At 74.0% G+C, this 16,486-nt stretch carries 13 protein-coding genes; 7 read left to right on the top strand and 6 right to left on the bottom strand.

Annotated features, from left to right (window positions below):
• Nucleotides 1-112: 112 nt before the first annotated feature.
• The 4 genes from ACFY4A_RS11550 (at nucleotide 113) to ACFY4A_RS11535 (ending at nucleotide 4,761) form a co-directional block, all read left to right on the top strand.
• A complete protein-coding gene (locus tag ACFY4A_RS11550; RefSeq protein WP_390829211.1) occupies nucleotides 113-580 on the top strand; it encodes a DUF6643 family protein in 468 nt (155 codons plus the stop codon).
• Between the two features lie 41 nt (nucleotides 581-621).
• The gene (locus ACFY4A_RS11545) at nucleotides 622-1,446 is read left to right on the top strand and encodes an MOSC domain-containing protein (protein WP_390829210.1); all 825 of its coding nucleotides are present in this window, start codon (nucleotides 622-624) and stop codon (nucleotides 1,444-1,446) included.
• A 165-nt stretch (nucleotides 1,447-1,611) separates the two neighbouring features.
• Nucleotides 1,612-2,211 (top strand): hypothetical protein, encoded by a 600-nt coding sequence (locus tag ACFY4A_RS11540; RefSeq protein ID WP_390829209.1) that lies wholly within the window; start codon nucleotides 1,612-1,614, stop codon nucleotides 2,209-2,211.
• Nucleotides 2,212-2,322: 111 nt separating this feature from the next.
• On the top strand, nucleotides 2,323-4,761 hold the full coding sequence (locus ACFY4A_RS11535) for a right-handed parallel beta-helix repeat-containing protein (RefSeq protein ID WP_390829208.1): 2,439 nt from the start codon (nucleotides 2,323-2,325) through the stop codon (nucleotides 4,759-4,761).
• Here the strand turns inward: ACFY4A_RS11535 and ACFY4A_RS11530 are convergent.
• Nucleotides 4,731-7,139: a hypothetical protein gene (locus ACFY4A_RS11530; RefSeq protein WP_390829207.1), complete on the bottom strand. Its 2,409-nt coding sequence runs from the start codon at nucleotides 7,137-7,139 to the stop codon at nucleotides 4,731-4,733. The genes ACFY4A_RS11535 and ACFY4A_RS11530 overlap by 31 nt on opposite strands.
• Nucleotides 7,140-7,434: 295 nt before the next feature.
• Between ACFY4A_RS11530 and ACFY4A_RS11525 the strand changes: the two genes are divergently transcribed.
• Nucleotides 7,435-8,262, top strand: coding sequence for a DeoR/GlpR family DNA-binding transcription regulator (locus tag ACFY4A_RS11525; RefSeq protein WP_390829206.1), 828 nt, complete (start codon nucleotides 7,435-7,437; stop codon nucleotides 8,260-8,262).
• An 82-nt stretch (nucleotides 8,263-8,344) separates the two neighbouring features.
• Here the strand turns inward: ACFY4A_RS11525 and ACFY4A_RS11520 are convergent, their stop codons facing one another.
• A complete protein-coding gene (locus ACFY4A_RS11520) occupies nucleotides 8,345-9,469 on the bottom strand; it encodes a PLP-dependent cysteine synthase family protein (RefSeq protein ID WP_390829205.1) in 1,125 nt (374 codons plus the stop codon).
• Between the two features lie 376 nt (nucleotides 9,470-9,845).
• On the opposite strand from ACFY4A_RS11520, the gene ACFY4A_RS11515 reads away from it, so the two are divergent.
• Both ACFY4A_RS11515 and ACFY4A_RS11510 read left to right on the top strand, forming a co-directional pair.
• On the top strand, nucleotides 9,846-10,169 hold the full coding sequence (locus ACFY4A_RS11515; RefSeq protein WP_390829204.1) for a hypothetical protein: 324 nt from the start codon (nucleotides 9,846-9,848) through the stop codon (nucleotides 10,167-10,169).
• A gap of 182 nt (nucleotides 10,170-10,351) precedes the next feature.
• Nucleotides 10,352-10,894 carry an ATP-binding protein gene (locus ACFY4A_RS11510; RefSeq protein ID WP_390829203.1) on the top strand — a complete coding sequence of 181 codons (543 nt, stop codon included), beginning with the start codon at nucleotides 10,352-10,354 and terminating at the stop codon, nucleotides 10,892-10,894.
• 174 nt (nucleotides 10,895-11,068) lie between these two features.
• Here the strand turns inward: ACFY4A_RS11510 and ACFY4A_RS11505 are convergent, their stop codons facing one another.
• From ACFY4A_RS11505 to ACFY4A_RS11490, 4 genes are all read right to left on the bottom strand, one after another.
• Nucleotides 11,069-13,630, bottom strand: a complete 2,562-nt coding sequence (locus tag ACFY4A_RS11505) for an ABC transporter permease (RefSeq protein WP_390829202.1) — start codon at nucleotides 13,628-13,630, stop codon at nucleotides 11,069-11,071.
• Nucleotides 13,627-14,418 carry an ABC transporter ATP-binding protein gene (locus ACFY4A_RS11500; protein WP_390829201.1) on the bottom strand — a complete coding sequence of 264 codons (792 nt, stop codon included), beginning with the start codon at nucleotides 14,416-14,418 and terminating at the stop codon, nucleotides 13,627-13,629. The genes ACFY4A_RS11505 and ACFY4A_RS11500 overlap by 4 nt, the downstream gene beginning before the upstream one ends.
• Nucleotides 14,415-14,726 carry an SHOCT domain-containing protein gene (locus ACFY4A_RS11495; protein ID WP_390829200.1) on the bottom strand — a complete coding sequence of 104 codons (312 nt, stop codon included), beginning with the start codon at nucleotides 14,724-14,726 and terminating at the stop codon, nucleotides 14,415-14,417. The genes ACFY4A_RS11500 and ACFY4A_RS11495 overlap by 4 nt, the downstream gene beginning before the upstream one ends.
• 366 nt (nucleotides 14,727-15,092) lie before the next feature.
• Nucleotides 15,093-16,331: an ROK family protein gene (locus ACFY4A_RS11490; protein WP_390829199.1), complete on the bottom strand. Its 1,239-nt coding sequence runs from the start codon at nucleotides 16,329-16,331 to the stop codon at nucleotides 15,093-15,095.
• Nucleotides 16,332-16,486: the final 155 nt, after the last annotated feature.

The following is a 16,486-nucleotide window of genomic DNA, read 5'->3' as shown; positions in this document are numbered from 1 at the left end:
CCCCTTTTTAGCCAAGTTCGCTCATATTGGGGACCTCACGTCACCGCCGACACGGAAAACAACCCTCTTATCGGTCTCCCCAACCAGCACATCGTGGGCTTTACTTATGGCCATGACCTCCCCCCGCTCCAGTTATGGCGGCGGCTACTACTCCGCCTCCTTCCCGGACACCCCGATCTACGACTCGCTCGTGGCCGAGCGAGGTACCCCTCAGATCGCCCCCATCCGTGTTCCGGCGCCGTACGACACGGGCAGCCACCTGTCCACGGGCAGCCCGCTGAGCACCGGCAGCCACCTGCCCGCGCTGCCCTCTGCGCTGCCCGCCCTCCCGGCGGCCCCGTCCCAGCCGTCCTACGGCTACCCGCAGGCGCCTCAACCCGTTCCCCCGCAGCCGGCGCCCACGGCCTACATCCCGCAACAGGCCGCAGCGCCGCGCGGGTATCCCGGCCCGCAGCAGCCGCAGCCACCGCGTCCGATGGCGAACGGCACCGGCTACGAGGCCATGCGTCCCGCCACCCCGCGTCCCGCCCCGGCGCCCTACCAGGACCCGTACGGGAACCAGCAGTACCGCGGTTACTGATCCGCTCCCCGGCTGTCCCCGCCCCCTGGCAGGATGAGGTCATGGGGAACGCGGAACTGCACGCGCTGCACATCCACCCGATCAAGGCGCTGCGAGCCGTCACGCTCGCGGAAGCCGTCGTCCAGCCCTGGGGGCTGGCCGGGGACCGGCGCTGGGCGCTGATCGACGACGGGGGAAAGGTCGTCACGCAACGCCAGCAGCCACACCTCGCGTTGGCCGCCGCCGAGCCCGAGCCCGGCGGCGGCCTCCGCCTTTCCGCGCCCGGACGCGCCCCGGTCACGGTCCCCGTCCCCCCGCCGGGCGACACGGTGACCGTGGAAATCTTCGGCGAGAAGGTGGAGGCCGTCCCGGCGGAGGAGGCCGCCCACGCCTGGTGCAGCGGCCTCGCCGGGGAGGACGTCCGCCTGGTCCACCTGGACGACCCCGCCACACGCCGGCCCGTCGACCCGGACTACGCCCTGCCGGGCGAGACGGTGAGCTTCGCCGACGCCTTCCCGCTGCTGCTCACCACGCTCTCCTCCCTCGCCTCCCTCAACTCCCTGATCGCCGAGGGGGATCACGCCGGCGAGGGCCCGCTGCCCATGGACCGCTTCCGGCCCAACGTGGTGGTGGCCGACACCCCCGCCTGGGCCGAGGACGACTGGTCGCGCATCGCGATCGGCGAGGTCTCCTTCCGGGTCGTCAAGATGTGCGGACGGTGCGTGGTGACCACCACCGACCAGGACACCGGCACCCGCGGCAAGGAGCCGCTGCGCACCCTCGGCCGCCACCGCCGCTTCGGCGGCGAACTCGTCTTCGGCCAGAACCTGGTGCCCGAGTCCACCGGCACCATCCGGCTCGGCGACCCGGTCACCGTCCTCGAATGACCTCCGGCCACGGGCGGGAACCCCGGAGCGGGGCCCGGTCGTTGGGTTTTCGTGAGGAGTTCGTGAGAATCCCCCGCCCGAGGTGATTTCCCTCTCTCTTCGGCCGGCGAGGGGGCGAACTGTTCCAGCCGGAGTTATCACGGAGGGGAAGGGGGTGCGGCAACCGTGCGAGCGATCAGCGGACTGTGGCGCTGGCGGCACAACCCGCTGCGGCGCAGGACCGACCTCGTCGAGGCCTGGGTGGCCCTGGCCGCGCTGCTGCTCGTCCTGGTCGCCGCCCCCGTGATCGGCTTCCTCGTCGGTTCCGTCGCCCAGGACGCCCTTCAGCAATCCGTGCGCGAGCAGCGCCAGTCCCGGCACCCGGTGACGGCCACGGTGGTGCAGAGACTCAACCGGCTGGATCCCGACCCGGAGATCTCCACGGGACGGGACCTGCGCAGCCGCGTCCTCGCCAACTGGACGGCACCGGACGGCACCCGGCAGCACGGTCCGGTCACGACGAGCCTGAGGTCCCCCCGTCCCGGCGACCACTTCACGCTGTGGACGGACGAGCACGGCCGCACGGTGACCCGCCCCCTGGACTCCACGACGGCCACGGCCCACGCCGTGCTGGCCGGATGCGGCGCGGCCATGCTGGCCGCGGGCCTGGTGGAGGGGATACGCCGGCTGATCGTCTGGCGCCTGGTCCGCCACCGGTACGCGCGCTGGGACCAGGCCTGGGACCGCGCGGGCCCGGACTGGGGCCGTACCGGCACCGGCAGCTGACGGCCTGTGGGCTCTGGTCAACCGAGCGTCCGCGCGCACGCTACGGTGGACCGGCCGACGCACTCGGCATCAACCAACCCGCGTACGACGAGGTGGGGGCACAGCAGCGCCATGGCACAGGGCACGGTCCAGGTGACGCACACCGGCACATCGCGGTGGCGGCGCCGCACGGGTGAGTACACATCGCTCGCCGCCGCCCTGGAGGCCGCGGCCGACGGTGACGTGCTCACCGTCGCCCCGGGCACCTACCGGGAGAACCTCGTCGTACAGCGGGCGGTGACCCTGCGAGGCCCCGAGGGCGCCCCCGGCTCGGTGCGCATCGCCCCCACGGAGGGGGTGCCCCTGACCGTGCGCGCCTCCGCGGTCGTCCAGGACCTGCACGTCGAGGGCCAGGACGCCGCCGCGCCCGCCCTGTTGGTGGAGGAGGGCGCGCCGGAACTCAGGGACGTGCGGATCGTGACCCGGTCCGCGGCCGGCATCGAGGTGCGCGGCGGCGCCCGGCCCACCGTGCGGCGCTGCACGGTCGACAACCCGGCCGGTATCGGCATCGCCGTACTCGACGGCGGCGGTGGGGTGTTCGAGGAGTGCGAGGTCGTCGCGGCCGGGCAGTCGGGCGTGGCGGTCCGTGGTGGCGGGCACCCCCGGCTGGAGAACTGCCGTGTCCACCACACCTCGGGCGCGGGTCTGACGGCGACGGGCGACAACTCCGCCCTTGAGGCGGTGGGTTGCGAGGTCTACGAGGTACGGGGCAGCGGCGTCCAGATCACCGGCCGGGCCACCGGGCACCTCACCGACTGCGATGTGCACCGCACCGCCGCGGACGGTGTCACGCTCGACACCGACGCCGTGCTGACGCTGGCCGACTGCCGTATCCACGACATCCCGGAGAACGCGGTGGACCTGCGCTCCCGGTCCGTGCTGACGCTGACGCGGACGACGGTGCGTCAGTTCGGGCGCAACGGACTGTCGGTGTGGGACCCGGGCACGCGCGTGGACGCCAACCAGTGCGAGATCTTCGACAGCACCGGCGACTACCCCGCTGTGTGGGTCAGCGACGGTGCCACCGCGGTGCTCGACTCCTGCCGGGTGCACGACGTGCCCGACGCGCTGTTCGTGCTGGACCGCGGCTCCCGCGCGGACGTCGTCGACAGCGACCTGTACCAGGTGCGCAACACGGCGGTGTCGGTGAGCGACGGCGCCACCGCGCAGCTCGACGACTGCCGGATCAAGGACGCGGCCACGGGCGCCTGGTTCCGCGACCACGGCAGCGGCGGCACGCTCAACAACTGCACCCTGGACGACACCCAGACCGGGGTGATCGTCACCAAGGGCGCCGACCCCACCATCGAGCGGTGCACGGTCGCCTCCCCCGCCGAGGCCGGTTTCTACGTCTCCGCCGGGGGCCGCGGCAGCTTCCTGGACTGCCGGGTGACGGGCAGCGGCGGCTACGGCTTCCACGTGATCGACGGCTGCCGTACGACGCTGAGGAAGTGCCGTACGGAGCGGTGCGCCCGCGGGGGTTACGAGTTCGCGGACGGCGGACCGGACACCGGCGCCGGGTCGGGCCCCGTGGTCGAGGACTGCACCAGCGACGAGAGCGGCGGCGTGCGCCCGCTCGTGGCCCGGGAGACGGCCGTGCAGACCGCGCCCCCGTCCTCCGGTCTGCTGGGCGCGATCCCCGGGCAGCGCACCACCGAGCAGGAGCCGCTGGTGACCGCCGGTGAACCGGAGCCGCCCACGCGGACCGCGAAGGACGTCCTCGGCGAACTCGACACGCTGGTCGGCCTGGACAGTGTCAAACGGGAGGTGCGTGCCCTGACCGACATGATCGAGGTGGGCCGACGCCGTCAGCAGGCCGGGCTGAAGGCCGCCTCGGTCAAGAGACATCTGGTCTTCACCGGCTCCCCCGGCACCGGCAAGACCACGGTCGCCCGCCTGTACGGCGAGATCCTGGCCGCCCTCGGTGTCCTGGAGAAGGGCCATCTCGTGGAGGTGTCCCGCGTCGACCTGGTCGGCGAGCACATCGGATCCACCGCGATCCGCACCCAGGAGGCTTTCGAACGGGCCCGCGGCGGAGTGCTGTTCATCGACGAGGCGTACGCGCTCTCCCCGGAGGACGCCGGGCGTGACTTCGGCAAGGAGGCCATCGACACGCTGGTGAAGCTGATGGAGGACCAGCGGGAGGCGGTGGTGGTGATCGTCGCCGGCTACACGGCGGAGATGGAGCGCTTCCTGTCCGTCAACCCGGGTGTGGCCTCCCGCTTCTCCCGCACCATCACCTTCAGCGACTACGGCCCCGACGAACTGCTGCGGATCGTGGAACAGCAGGCCGAGGAGCACGAGTACCGGCTGGCTCCGGACACGACCGAGGCCCTGCTGGCGTACTTCACCGCGGTCCCCAAGGGCCCCGCGTTCGGCAACGGCCGCACGGCGCGGCAGACCTTCGAGGCGATGGTGGAGCGGCACGCCGGCCGGGTCGCCCAGCTCGCCGAACCGAGCACGGACGATCTGACGCTGCTCTACGCCGAGGACCTGCCCGCGCTGCCCTGAGAGCCGGGCCCGCCCGGCGGCTCCGGTCCGGTGTGCGGTTCACCGGCCGGGACGTCGGGCTGCCCCTGGCGAGGCGCCGGCAGGTCCGGGCGCAGCCGGGCCAGCAGCCACCGGCGTTCCTCGTCGAAGGCCGGGTCCGCCTGGTAGTCGGAGTGGCCCAGGATCGGGGCGGGCAGCGGATGGCGTGCGGTGCGGCCGTAGGCGAGCGGGTCCGAGAGCGGGGCGCGGTCCACCTCGGGGCCGCAGTCGCCGGGCAGCCGGACCGGGCCGCCGATGGGGTCGGTGAGCCGGTACAGGTTGCGCCAGCAGTCCACGTCCCGGTGCAGGGCGCCGAGCGCGGCCGGGCCGAAGTGGGCCGGGAACCAGCGGCCGTAGAGCCGTTCCAGGGGGGATCCGTAGGTCAGCAGGGCGACCCGCTTGCGGACCTGCGGGGTGAGCTGCCAGGCCGCGGCGGCGGCCAGCACACTGCCCTGGGAGTGCCCGGACAGCACCAGCCGTCCGCCGGTGGCCCGGATCCAGGTCGCCATCCGCCAGGTGAGGTCGGGCACGGCGCGTTCGGCGTAGCAGGGTGGGGCGAAGGGGTGGGCGGCGCGCGGCCAGAAGGTGCCGACGTCCCACAGGATGCCGATGGTGCGCCGGGCCGAGGCGTCCTTGTAGGCGCGCCGGCCCCAGGTGACGAAGAGTATGAAGCCCAGTCCGATGAGCCAGGAGCCCAGTGCCTGCGCGGTCTGGGCCGCGCCGTGCAGGACGGGGTGGGTTCCGGCCGCGGCCCCGGCCGGTGTCCGGTCGGTGCCGAGGGCGCCGACGAGTGCGGCGGCGCCCAGGAGGAGGGTGACGGCGGAGGTGGCGCCGACCACGATGGGTCCGTCGTCGGTGAGGGTGGCCATCGCCCGGGTGCGGGCGATCCGGCGGGTGCGCTCGGGGTCGGCCGGCTCGCCGGGGTGGTCGCGTTCCACCGCGGGGCGCTCGGCCCGGGCCAGCCGCCGGGCGCGCCGGGCCATCCGGCCGCAGAGCACCAGCAGCACGACGAGCAGCGGCGGGATGACGGACGCCTGCCAGGTGAGCATGACCGGTGGGCCCGGGATCGAGGTGCCGGTGCCGTCCAGCCAGTCGGCCACGCGCTGGCAGACCCCGCCGGACATCACGCCGCCGAGCGCGCAGGCCAGCATCGCGACCGCGGGACCGCCCAGGCCCCGCAGCGCGGCCCGGGCGTCGGGGCGGGTGCGGTACAGCACGTGGGCGACGGCTGCGAGGGCGACGACCAGGAGGCCCTGGCCCAGCGCGATGCCGCCGAAGGCGGTGTCGCCCGCCAGCCGGCCGGTGGACTGCCAGCCCGGGCGCGACCATCCGGCGTACAGGGCGGTGAGCAGGAGCAGCAGAAGCGCGCCGAGCGGCAGCCGCCGGACGAGGTGGCGGTCCAGTTGCCGGTCGAGCAGGTGCTCCGTGCGGCCCCGGCGGCAGACCACCCAGACCACGGCGGCGGACCAGACGAGCAGGACGGTGAGCAGGAGCCGGCCCGCTGTGTCGAGGATCTGGGGACCACCGGGGCCGCGGTCGAGGGCCGCCGTGGGCACGGCGATCGTCGCGGCCACCGTCAGCAGGCCCGCGGCGGTGTGCGCGGCGCGCAGCCGTGCCACCAGACGGCGCCCGTACCAGAAGCCGGGACGGCTCAGGGATCCGTTGCCGGTGTCGTCCTCGGGCTCCGGGTCGCGGGAGATCGGCTGCTGGGACTCGTAGGCGCTCCAGGTGCGGTGCGCCAGGTACCACAGCAGCCCGGTGAGCGCGGCGGGCACCAGGGCGGCCAGGGCGAGGCGGCGGCCGGGCGTGCTCCACCAGCCGCCGGCCGCGGGCGACAGGAAGCCCAGCCAGGAGTGCCGTGCGGCACACGCGTGCGTGCCCGCGCACTGCCAGGCCGTGAGGTCGAGGGCGACCTCGCAGGCGGCGGCGACGAGCAGCACCGTCAGGGTCAGACCCGCCAGCCGCACCAGCAGTCCGTACAGGCTCACGACGCGCGGGCGGCCGGGTGCGCCGGGGCGCATCCAGTGGGCGAGGTTGACGACCATGAACGGCAGCAGCAACAGCCACAGGGCGCGGGCGCCGTTGCCGGAGGTGAGGTTGCTCCAGACGTACGCCTCGGGCACCGGTGTGCCACGGTGCTCCTCCGGCCGGCTCTCGGCGTCGACGTCCTCGGCGCGCCGGAAGACGGCCGCGGTGTCGTCGCCGGTGATCCGCACCGTGCGCGGGGCGTCCAGCATCTTCTCGGGCGTGGTGCCGCCGACACCGTGGACCATGAGCTCCAGGGCGCATCCGGTCGGCTCGGCGGGCGCGGCGGGGCCGTCCGCCCCGGCGGTCTCCGGATGCCGCTGCGCACGTTTCACTGTTCGCACTTCCCCCGTGCCGCGTCCGTCGGTCTGTGTGCGTGCGGACACCAGGATCGCCTCCCGCGGCACGCGGCACACCCCTCGTCACCGAATCTCCCCGATCCGGGTGACGATAGCCGCGCACGGGGAGGACAAAGGTGGCATGTGCGCGTCGGTCGGGTGATGGCGCGGTGGGGACCGCCCCGTGAAAGGATGGGACTTCCGCGCACCGGAGGACATGACGGACCTTCTCGTCGCCGGCGGGTGCGCGGGGCGGGTCGGACGGCTTGACGCGAAAGGAACCGGAGCCCACGTGAGTGAGAATCAGAGCCTCCTCGCGGAGCAGCGGCGCGCCCTGATCCTGGACGAGGTCCGGCGCCGCGGCGGTGTTCGGGTGAACGAGCTGACCCGGAAGCTCGGCGTGTCGGACATGACGGTGCGCCGCGACCTGGACGCGCTGGCCCGGCAGGGAGTGCTGGAGAAGGTGCACGGCGGCGCGGTACCGGTGGTGGAGGCCAGTACGCACGAGCCGGGCTTCGAGGCCAAGTCGGGCCTGGAGCTGACCGCCAAGGAGGACATCGCGCGTGCGGCGGCCCGGCTGGCCGTGCCGGGCACGGCGATCGCCCTCTCGGGCGGTACGACGACGTACGCGCTGGCCCAGCACCTGCTCGACGTGCCCGATCTGACGGTGGTCACCAACTCGGTCCGGGTCGCCGACGTCTTCCACTCGGCGCAGCGCACCTCCGGTCAGCGGCAGGGTGCGGCGACGGTCGTGCTGACCGGCGGGGTGCGCACGCCGTCCGACTCGCTGGTGGGTCCGGTGGCCGACCAGGCGATCGCCGCGCTCCACTTCGACGTGCTGTTCCTGGGTGTGCACGGGATATCGGCCGAGGCGGGCCTGTCCACGCCGAACCTGGCGGAGGCCGAGACCAACCGGCGGCTGGTGCACTCGGCGCGCCGGGTGGTGGTGGTCGCCGACCACACCAAGTGGGGTGTGGTGGGTCTGAGTTCGTTCGCCGCGCTGGACCGGATCGACACGCTGGTGACGGATGCCGGGCTGCCCGCGGAAGCACGCGCCGAGGTCTCGGAGCACCTGCGGCTGGTGGTGGCGGGCGAGCCCGGGGACGAGGCCGACATCTGAGGGCCCGTCGGCGAAGGCCGTCCGTGCCCATCGCGAGTCCGGCCGGTCCGAGGGCCTGGCCCGTACGGCCGTGCGGGCCCTCTCAGCCCGGCCACACCCCGGTCGCCAGGAACGATTCCAGCGCCCGCGTGTACGGGGCGCTGTCGAGGCCCTGTTCGGTCAGCCAGGCGTCGGAGTAGTACTTGTCGAGGTAGCGGTCACCCGGGTCGCACAGGAGGGTCACGACGCTGCCGCGGCGGCGCTCCTGAAGCATTTCGGCGACGATCTTCAGGGCGCTCCACAGGCCCGTCCCCGTGGAGCCGCCCGCCTTGCGGCCGATGGCCCGCTCCAGGGCGCGTACGGCCGCCACGGCGGCGGCGTCCGGCACCTTCATCATGCGGTCGATGGCCCCGGGGACGAAGCTCGGTTCCATGCGCGGCCGCCCGATGCCCTCGATGCGCGAGCCGCTGTCGCAGGTGACGTCCGGATCGCCGGTGGTCCAGCCCTCGAAGAAGCACGAGTTGTCGGGATCGGCGACGCAGATACGGGTGTCGTACTGCATGTAGTGGACGTAGCGGGCGATGGTCGCGGAGGTGCCGCCCGTGCCCGCGGTGGCGACGATCCACGCCGGTTCCGGAAAGCGCTCCAACTCCAGCTGCCGGAAGATGGATTCGGCGATGTTGTTGTTGCCGCGCCAGTCCGTGGCCCGCTCGGCGTAGGTGAACTGGTCCATGTAGTGGCCTCCGGTCTCGTCCGCGAGGGCGGCGGAGGCCTCGTACATCGTGCGCGGGTCGTCCACGAAATGGCACCGCCCGCCGTGGAATTCGATCAGGCGGCACTTCTCGGCGCTGGTCGTGCGCGGCATCACCGCGATGAAGGGCACGCCGATCAGCTTCGCGAAGTACGCCTCCGAGACGGCCGTCGAGCCGCTGGAGGCCTCGATGACCGGGCGGCCCGGGCGGATCCAGCCATTGCACAGGCCGTACAGGAACAGCGACCGCGCCAGCCGGTGCTTGAGGCTGCCGGTCGGATGCGTCGACTCGTCCTTCAGGTACAGGTCGATGCCCCACTCCTCGGGCAGCGGGAAGCGCAGCAGATGGGTGTCGGCCGAGCGGTTGGCGTCGGCCTGCACCTTGCGGACGGCTTCTTTCAGCCAGTCCCGGTATCCGCCGTCGCTGCGGTCGACGTCAAGGGTGTCGCCGGTCCGGCGCTGCTCGGTGGTGCTCACGGCGGGGCTCCTTACACTGTGCGCCGGCGGCGTCCCGCGCGGCCGGACGCCCTCGATCATAGACACCTTCAACGCGCTTCTCACCTGCATAAACGCATCTTTGAGCGGCTCAAGGACAGGCTTGGGAGCACGCCTCGCCGGGGCCGGTCCGCGGCGAGGGGGCGCGCGGGTGGGGGCGCATTCGCGAGTGCTCCGGGCGCCGCCCGCGAGCGCTCCCCGCGCACTGGTGCTCCGTGCCGAAGGCGTGCAGACTGCACCGCGGCGGAAAGAAGGGCCCGACGGGGGCACAGGGGATCTCGAACGAGCCGGGCCGGCTCATGGACCAGGCGGGAGCCGGCGACACGTACGAAGGCGACACGCACGAAGGGGCGGGGAGATGGCCGAACCGGAGTTCACGGCCACGGGCGTACGGATCGACAAGCGACTTCGCTCACTCACCCGGGCCGGACGGGTCCGGATCCGCGACGGCAGGCTGGAGCTGCTGACCAGCTACGGCAGTGAGATCGACAGCGCGCCGGTGCAGTCGGTGCGCGCGTCCCAGCCCTGGTACGCCCCGGACGACCGGGCGCTGGCCGACCTGGGCGGCAATCGGTACCTGCTGACCCTGGGCGACCACGACCCCGCACCGGGCGAGCCGGGGCCGCCCGCGGCCCGCCGGTTCGTCGAGGCCGTGCGCCGGGCGGCTCGGCGCGGCGGCTGAGCGAGGCGAGTTGCGTGACCCCACCCCGTGGGTCACGCTGGTCTCACGTCACTCAGGGTTTACCGGCGATAACGCTGCGAACCAGCCCGCCGGCCAGACAGCAGGCGGCAATGTCACGCAGGCGTCCTGCTGCATCCGAAACGTCGTGTTCTTCCGGACCTCAACGTCGGGGAGTCGCAGCCGTGATCAGTCACCCAAGCAGGCACTGCACGGTGGAGCTCCAAGCCCTGCCGTCGCGGATCGGCCAGGTCCGCAGAATCGTATCGGCGCACCTGCGCTACTGGCATCTGGACCCTCTGATAGACCGGGCCGCGCTCGGTGTGACGGAGCTGTTGACCAACGTCCACCAGCACGCCCGACCGGACAAGCTGTGCACCGTGGAGCTCGAACTGCTGCTCGACCGGCTCACGGTCTCCGTGCGCGACCACGACCCGCGCCTTCCCGTGGTGGAGGAGATGGGTGCCATCGCGCCGCTGGCCACCGAAGGACGGGGGCTGGCGATGGTGGCCGCGATGAGCGAGAGCTGGGGCGCGCGGCCGGACGGCGAGCGGGGCAAGGTCGTCTGGTTCACCCTGCCGACCGCCGCCCCCTCGATCGCGGTACCGGCCCGGGTGCCGGCGCTCGTGACCCCGGAGCACTCCGCGCGCCGCTTGGCCGAGGCCGCCTCCGCGCTCGACGGCGTCCGGCCCCTCCACGCACCGGCCGGGTCCGCCGTCGTCGGCTGACCGCGTCCGCCGTGGTCGGCTGACCGCGTCCGCCATCGTCGACCTGGCGGCGGCCGGGGCCGTGACGGACCGCGGGCGGTGACCGGGGCGCGGCCCGGTCACCGCCCGGTGGTGTGCCGGAGTCACGCGGTGACCGCCGGGGCCGGCGTCACCGCGTGCCCCCGGCTCCGGCGCTCACTCGGTGGCGATGGCCCTCAGCACGTCCAGCCGGGCGGCGCGCCGGGCCGGGCGCAGCCCCGCGAGCCCGCCTGCCGCGATCCCCACCAGCGCCACCACGAGCAGCTGCGCCGGCGGCACCGCGAAGGCGAACGCGGTACCGCTCTCGCCGTCGGACGCCCTCACCAGCACCCAGCCGAGGAAGGCGCCCAGGGCGAGCCCGCCCGCCGTGCCGAACGCGGCCACCAGGACCGACTCCCAGCGGACCATGGCCCGCAGCTGGGACCGCGTCTGGCCGACGGCCCTGAGCAAACCGAGTTCGCGGGTCCGCTCGTGGATCGCCAGGGTGAGCGTGTTGGCGATGCCGAGGAGCGCGATGAACACCGCGAGGGCGAGCAGCGCGTAGACCAGCGTGAGCATCATGTCAATGCCGCCCGCCGAGGACCGCGCGTACTCGTCGCGGGTCTGCACCTGCGGGTCGCCGTACCGGGCGGTGACCCCTTCGACGGCTGCCTTGCCCGCCTCCGCGCTCACGCCGGGCCGGAGGGAGACCGCGACGAGCCTGTCGGAGTCCTGGGTGCGGTGCGGGGCCCAGGCGGAGCGGCTGACGACGTAGTCGCCGGCGAGTTCGGACCGGCCGTAGACCGCCCGGACGGTGAAGGTCCTCGTGGTGCCGTCGGTGAAGGCGAGCCGTGCCCGGTCCCCGGTCGTCAGGCCCCGCCGGTCGGCCTCGTCGCGGGTGACGGCGATGCCGTCGGTGCCCAGGCCGTTCAGGGAGCCGCGCACGGTGCCGAGGTCGAAGGTGCGGGCGAGCGCGACCGGGTCGGTGACGGTCAGGGCCCGCCCCTCGCCGTCGACCTCGGCGACCCCCCGGCCGAGTCCGACCGCCGTGTCCACCTCGGGCAGCCGCCGGATCGCCCCGGCCAGCCGGGGGCTCAGACCGCTGCCGCCGGCCCCGAAGGAGGGGGTGCTCACGGCGAGATCGCCCGCGAAGGACCGGGAGACGGTCTGGTCCATGGTGGCCTTGAGCGAGGCGCCGAAGACCGTGAACAGCGACACCACGGCGACCCCGATCATCAGCGCGCTCGCGGTGGCCGCGGTGCGCTTCGGGCTGCGCAGCGCGTTGCGCCGGGCCAGGCCGCCGGTGATGCCGCGCAGCCGGTCGAGGGGGCTGCCGAGCAGGCGTACGGAGGTGGCGGAGGCGACCGGGCCGAGCACCACGAAGGCGGCCAGGGCGAGGACGGCACCGAGTCCGGCCGCCCATACGGACGGGGAGACCAGGACCCCGGCGAGGGTGACCGCGACGGCCGTCGCGGCGAGGACCGCTCCGGCCACGGCGCGCGGACGGGAGGCGCCGGAGGTGTCGACGGCCGTCTCGCGCAACGCGGCCATGGGAGCGGTGCGGCCGGCCCGTACGGCGGGCGTCAGCGCGGAGCCGAGGCAGACCACGACACCGACCACAGGCGGCAGTGCCATCGACAGCGGCTCGACGACCAGGCTGCCCTCCGGGAAGGGGAATCCGATCGCCGGGAACAGCGCCTGGAGCCCGGCGGCTATCCCGATGCCGCCCGCCAGCCCGGCGGCGGACGCGGTCAGGGCGACGGCGCTCGCCTCGACGAGGGTGGCGGCGGTGACCTGGCGGCGGGAGGCGCCCAGCGCGCGCAGCAGCGCGTTCTCGCGGGTGCGCTGGGCCACGACGATCGCGAACGTGTTGTGGATGGAGAAGGTCGCCACCAGCAGCGCGACGCCGGAGAACACCAGCAGGAACGTGGTGAAAACGGTCAGGAACTGGCTGGAGATCATGTCGGTGTTCTCCCGCGCGGACTCCTGTCCGGTGAGCGCCTCGACGCCCTTGGGCAGCACGGGTGTCAGCCGGTGCACCAGTTCGGCCTGGCTCACCCCGGGCCCGGCCCGCACCTGGATGCCCGCCGCCTCCCCGGGCCGGGCGGTCAGGTACTTCTCGGCGTCGGCCTGGGTCAGGCCGGTGAAGGTCACCTGCGCCATGCCGTCCTCGCCGCCGAAGGTCGCCAGTCCCACGATCGTCACCTTGACCGGGTCGGGGGTGCGCAGCGTCGTGGTGTCGCCGATCCCCAGGCCGCCCTTCTTCGCGGCGCCGCGGTTGACGACGGCCTCGCCGGACTTCGCGGGGGCACGGCCCTCGGCGAGCCGGTACGGGTTGAGCCGCGGGTCGGTGATCCAGTTGCCGGCGAGGGTGGGCGGGCCCTGGCCGCCGATGGGCTCGCCGCCGCGGCCCAGGAGCTGGCCCGCGCCCTGGATGTCCGGGGCGGCGGCCGCGACACCCGGGAGCCGCTCGATGGTCTTCACCAGCCCGGTGTCCACCGGCCGGCGCACGCCCTGGCCCTCGCCGGGCGCGGTGATGACGTCGGCGCTGCGGACGACGGCGTCCGTGCCGCCGGTGGCCTTGCCGAACATGGAGTCGAAACTGGCGCGCAGGGTGTCGCCCATGACCAGGGTCCCGGCCAGGAAGGCGACGCCGAGGAACACGGCGAGGAAGGTGCCGGCGAAGCGCCGTCGGTGGGCGCGCAGGGAGGAGAGGCTCAGGCGGAGGGAGGCGTTCATGTCCGCACCTCGAAGGCCTTCATACGGTCCAGGACCCGGTCGGCGGTCGGGGACTCCATACGGTCGACCAGGCGTCCGTCAGCGAGGAAGAGCACCTCGTCGGCGTGGGCGGCGGCGACCGGGTCGTGGGTGACCATGACGACCGTGCGGTCCGTCTGCTTCACGGCGCGGTCGAGCAGGCCGAGTACCTCCTGGCCGGAGCGGGAGTCGAGGTTGCCGGTGGGCTCGTCGGCGAAGACGACGTCCGGGCGGCCGGCGAACGCGCGGGCCACCGCGACGCGTTGCTGCTGTCCGCCGGAGAGTTCGGCGGGCCGGTGGTGCAGGCGGTCGCGCAGGCCGACGACCTCGACGAGCGCGTCGATCCACTCGGGATCGCCCCGTCGGCCCGCCAGGTCGAGGGGCAGCGTGATGTTCTCGGCGACGGTCAGGGTCGGCACCAGGTTGAACGCCTGGAAGACGAAGCCGACGCGGTCGCGGCGCAGCAGGGTCAGCCGGCGGTCGTCGAGGCCTCCCAGTTCGGTGTCGCCGATGTACGCGGTGCCGGAGGTCAGCGTGTCGAGCCCGGCCGCGCAGTGCATCAGGGTCGACTTGCCGGAGCCCGAGGGCCCCATGATCGCGGTGAAGCGTCCGGCCGGGAAGCCGACGCTCACGCCGTCGAGGGCCCGTACGGCGGTGTCGCCGGCGCCGTGGACCTTCACGGCGTCGACGACCCGCGCGGCCGTCCTGATGGCGGACGTGGTGGGGGTGTTCGAAGAGGTTGAGGCGGTGGAGGCGGGCGTGGTGGTCACCGGGCACCGCCCTCGCCGGCGCGGCCGAACTGCTCCTCCAGCACCGACAGCCGGCGCCAGTACTCGTCCTCGTCGATCTCGCCGGAGGCGAAGCGGCGGCCGAGGACGGCGAGCGGCGAGTCGGCGGCGGGACGCCCGTCCGGGCCGCGCCAGGGCCCGGTGTCCATGCCGCGCCAGGGTGTGCCGCGGCCGCGCCGGGCGGTGCGGCGCAGGAGGGTGACGGCGCCGACGACGGCGGCCGTCCAGAACAGCGGGAAGAAGAGGATCCACGGCCCGGGGCCGCCGTCCCAGTTCGCCAGGGTCTGCATCTTGGTTCATCTCCCTTGAGGGTCTGCCGAAGGGCTGCGGAGGGTTCTCCGGTGCTGTGTCGACAGTGGCTCGGGGAGGGGCTCCGAGTCGTCGTACGGCCAGCGGCAGTGCGGCTACCTCCCGGGGAGTACGGGCGCGGGACCGCGACTGCTCCGTGCGGCCTCGGCTTCCGGGGCGGATCCGGCGCGGGCCGCTCTCCGGCTGACGGGCGGGGAGGTGCGGCCTACCGCGCGGGAAGTACCGGGCGGCCCGGCCACGCCCTGGGAACAGGTCGGGGCGCGCGGCGGCGCGGGGGCGCGCGCTCGTGGTCGCCGGCCGCCGTGCACGGGGCCGCGTCCGCGCGGCTCCAGGGCGCCGGGGCCGGGTCAGGTCAGGGCTGCCAGCGGGTCGTCCAGGACCGGCTGCCAGGCCAGTTCGGCCGCGCCGACCAGGCTGTTGTGGTCGAGGGTGCAGGAGAGGATCGGGACGACGCCGCTCTGGCCCCACAGGCTGCGGTCGGCCACGACGGCGCGCAGGCGGTCGGGCGCGGCGTCGAGCAGGGTGCGGTGCAGTCCGCCGAGGATGATCCGGTCCGGGTTGAGGATGTTCACCAGGCCGGCCAGCCCCAGGCCCAGGCGGTCGACGAGGGCTTCGACGGCTCCGCGGACGGCCGGGTCGTCGTAGTGGTGGCGGATCAGGTCCTCGGCCTGTCGCAGCAGGGACACCTCGGGGCCCGGTTCCCGGCTCGCGGCGGTGAGGAACGCCAGCGGGTCCGTCTCGACGTCCAGGCAGCCGCGGCTGCCGCAGTGGCAGGGGCGGCCCTCGGGGTTGACGGTGAGGTGGCCGACCTCGAGCGCCAGTCCCGAACTGCCCGTGTGCAGCCGCCCGTCCAGGACCAGCGCGCCGCCCACACCCCGGTGCCCGGTCGCCACGCACAGCAGGTCGCGCGCGCCGCGCCCGGCGCCGTGCCGGTGCTCGGCGAGCGCGGCGAGGTTGACGTCGTTGGCGGCGAAGGCCGGTCCGGTGATCCCGGCCGTGCGCACGCACTGCGCGAAGATACGGCGGACCGGCGCTCCGGCGGGCCAGTCCAGATGGAGCGGGTTGAGGGCCAGGCCCTCCGGCTCGGCGACCGCGGACGGCACGGCGAGTCCGGCGCCGACGCAGCGCCGTCCGGTCGCGCGCAGCAGCTCGGCGCCGGCCTCGACGACGGAGCCGAGCACTTTGGCCGGGTCGGCGTCGACGGTCCCGCAGCCGGGCGCGGTCGCCACGATCCGGCCGCCGAGGCCCACCAGAGCGGCGCGGAATCCGTCGGCGTGCACCTGCGCGGCGAGGGCGACGGGCCCGTCCTCGGCGACCGCCAGGCGGTGCGAGGGGCGCCCCTGGGAACCGGCCGCCGCGCCGGGCCGCGGGTCCACCCGGATCAGGCCCAGTGCCTCCAGTTCGGCGGCCACCGCGCCGGCCGTCGCCCGGGTCACCCCCAGCTCGGCGGTGAGGACCGCGCGGGTCGGGGCGCGCCCGGTGTGCACGAGTTCCAACGCGGGCCCGAGCGCGCCGCGCCCCCGGTCCAGCCGTGTCCTGGAGGTGCTCCCTTCCCCCGGCGTCCGGGGGTCCGCCTTGCCGCTCATGGGGGCGAGTCTCCCATGATCCGCACATCCGGTGACCGGCGACTCGTCCGGCGGGCCGGGCTAGGAGCGTGTCTCAGTAACCGGCAACCCGCCTGCGGTTCGTGATCATTCATGCAGGATGATGTTGGTATGGGTGGTGGCGATGGGTTGTTCGA

This window comes from Streptomyces sp. NPDC001292, from assembly GCF_042896465.1.
Classification (GTDB): Bacteria; Actinomycetota; Actinomycetes; order Streptomycetales; family Streptomycetaceae; genus Streptomyces.
This window is presented reverse-complemented; position numbering and strand designations above follow the sequence as displayed.

Coding starts and splice junctions, on each gene's coding strand:
- ACFY4A_RS11550 (WP_390829211.1), top strand. CDS start 113: ATGACCTCCCCCCGCTCCAGTTATGGCGGCGGCTACTACTCCGCCTCC.
- ACFY4A_RS11545 (WP_390829210.1), top strand. CDS start 622: ATGGGGAACGCGGAACTGCACGCGCTGCACATCCACCCGATCAAGGCG.
- ACFY4A_RS11535 (WP_390829208.1), top strand. CDS start 2,323: ATGGCACAGGGCACGGTCCAGGTGACGCACACCGGCACATCGCGGTGG.
- ACFY4A_RS11515 (WP_390829204.1), top strand. CDS start 9,846: ATGGCCGAACCGGAGTTCACGGCCACGGGCGTACGGATCGACAAGCGA.
- ACFY4A_RS11505 (WP_390829202.1), bottom strand. CDS start 13,630: ATGAACGCCTCCCTCCGCCTGAGCCTCTCCTCCCTGCGCGCCCACCGA.
- ACFY4A_RS11495 (WP_390829200.1), bottom strand. CDS start 14,726: ATGCAGACCCTGGCGAACTGGGACGGCGGCCCCGGGCCGTGGATCCTC.
- ACFY4A_RS11490 (WP_390829199.1), bottom strand. CDS start 16,331: ATGAGCGGCAAGGCGGACCCCCGGACGCCGGGGGAAGGGAGCACCTCC.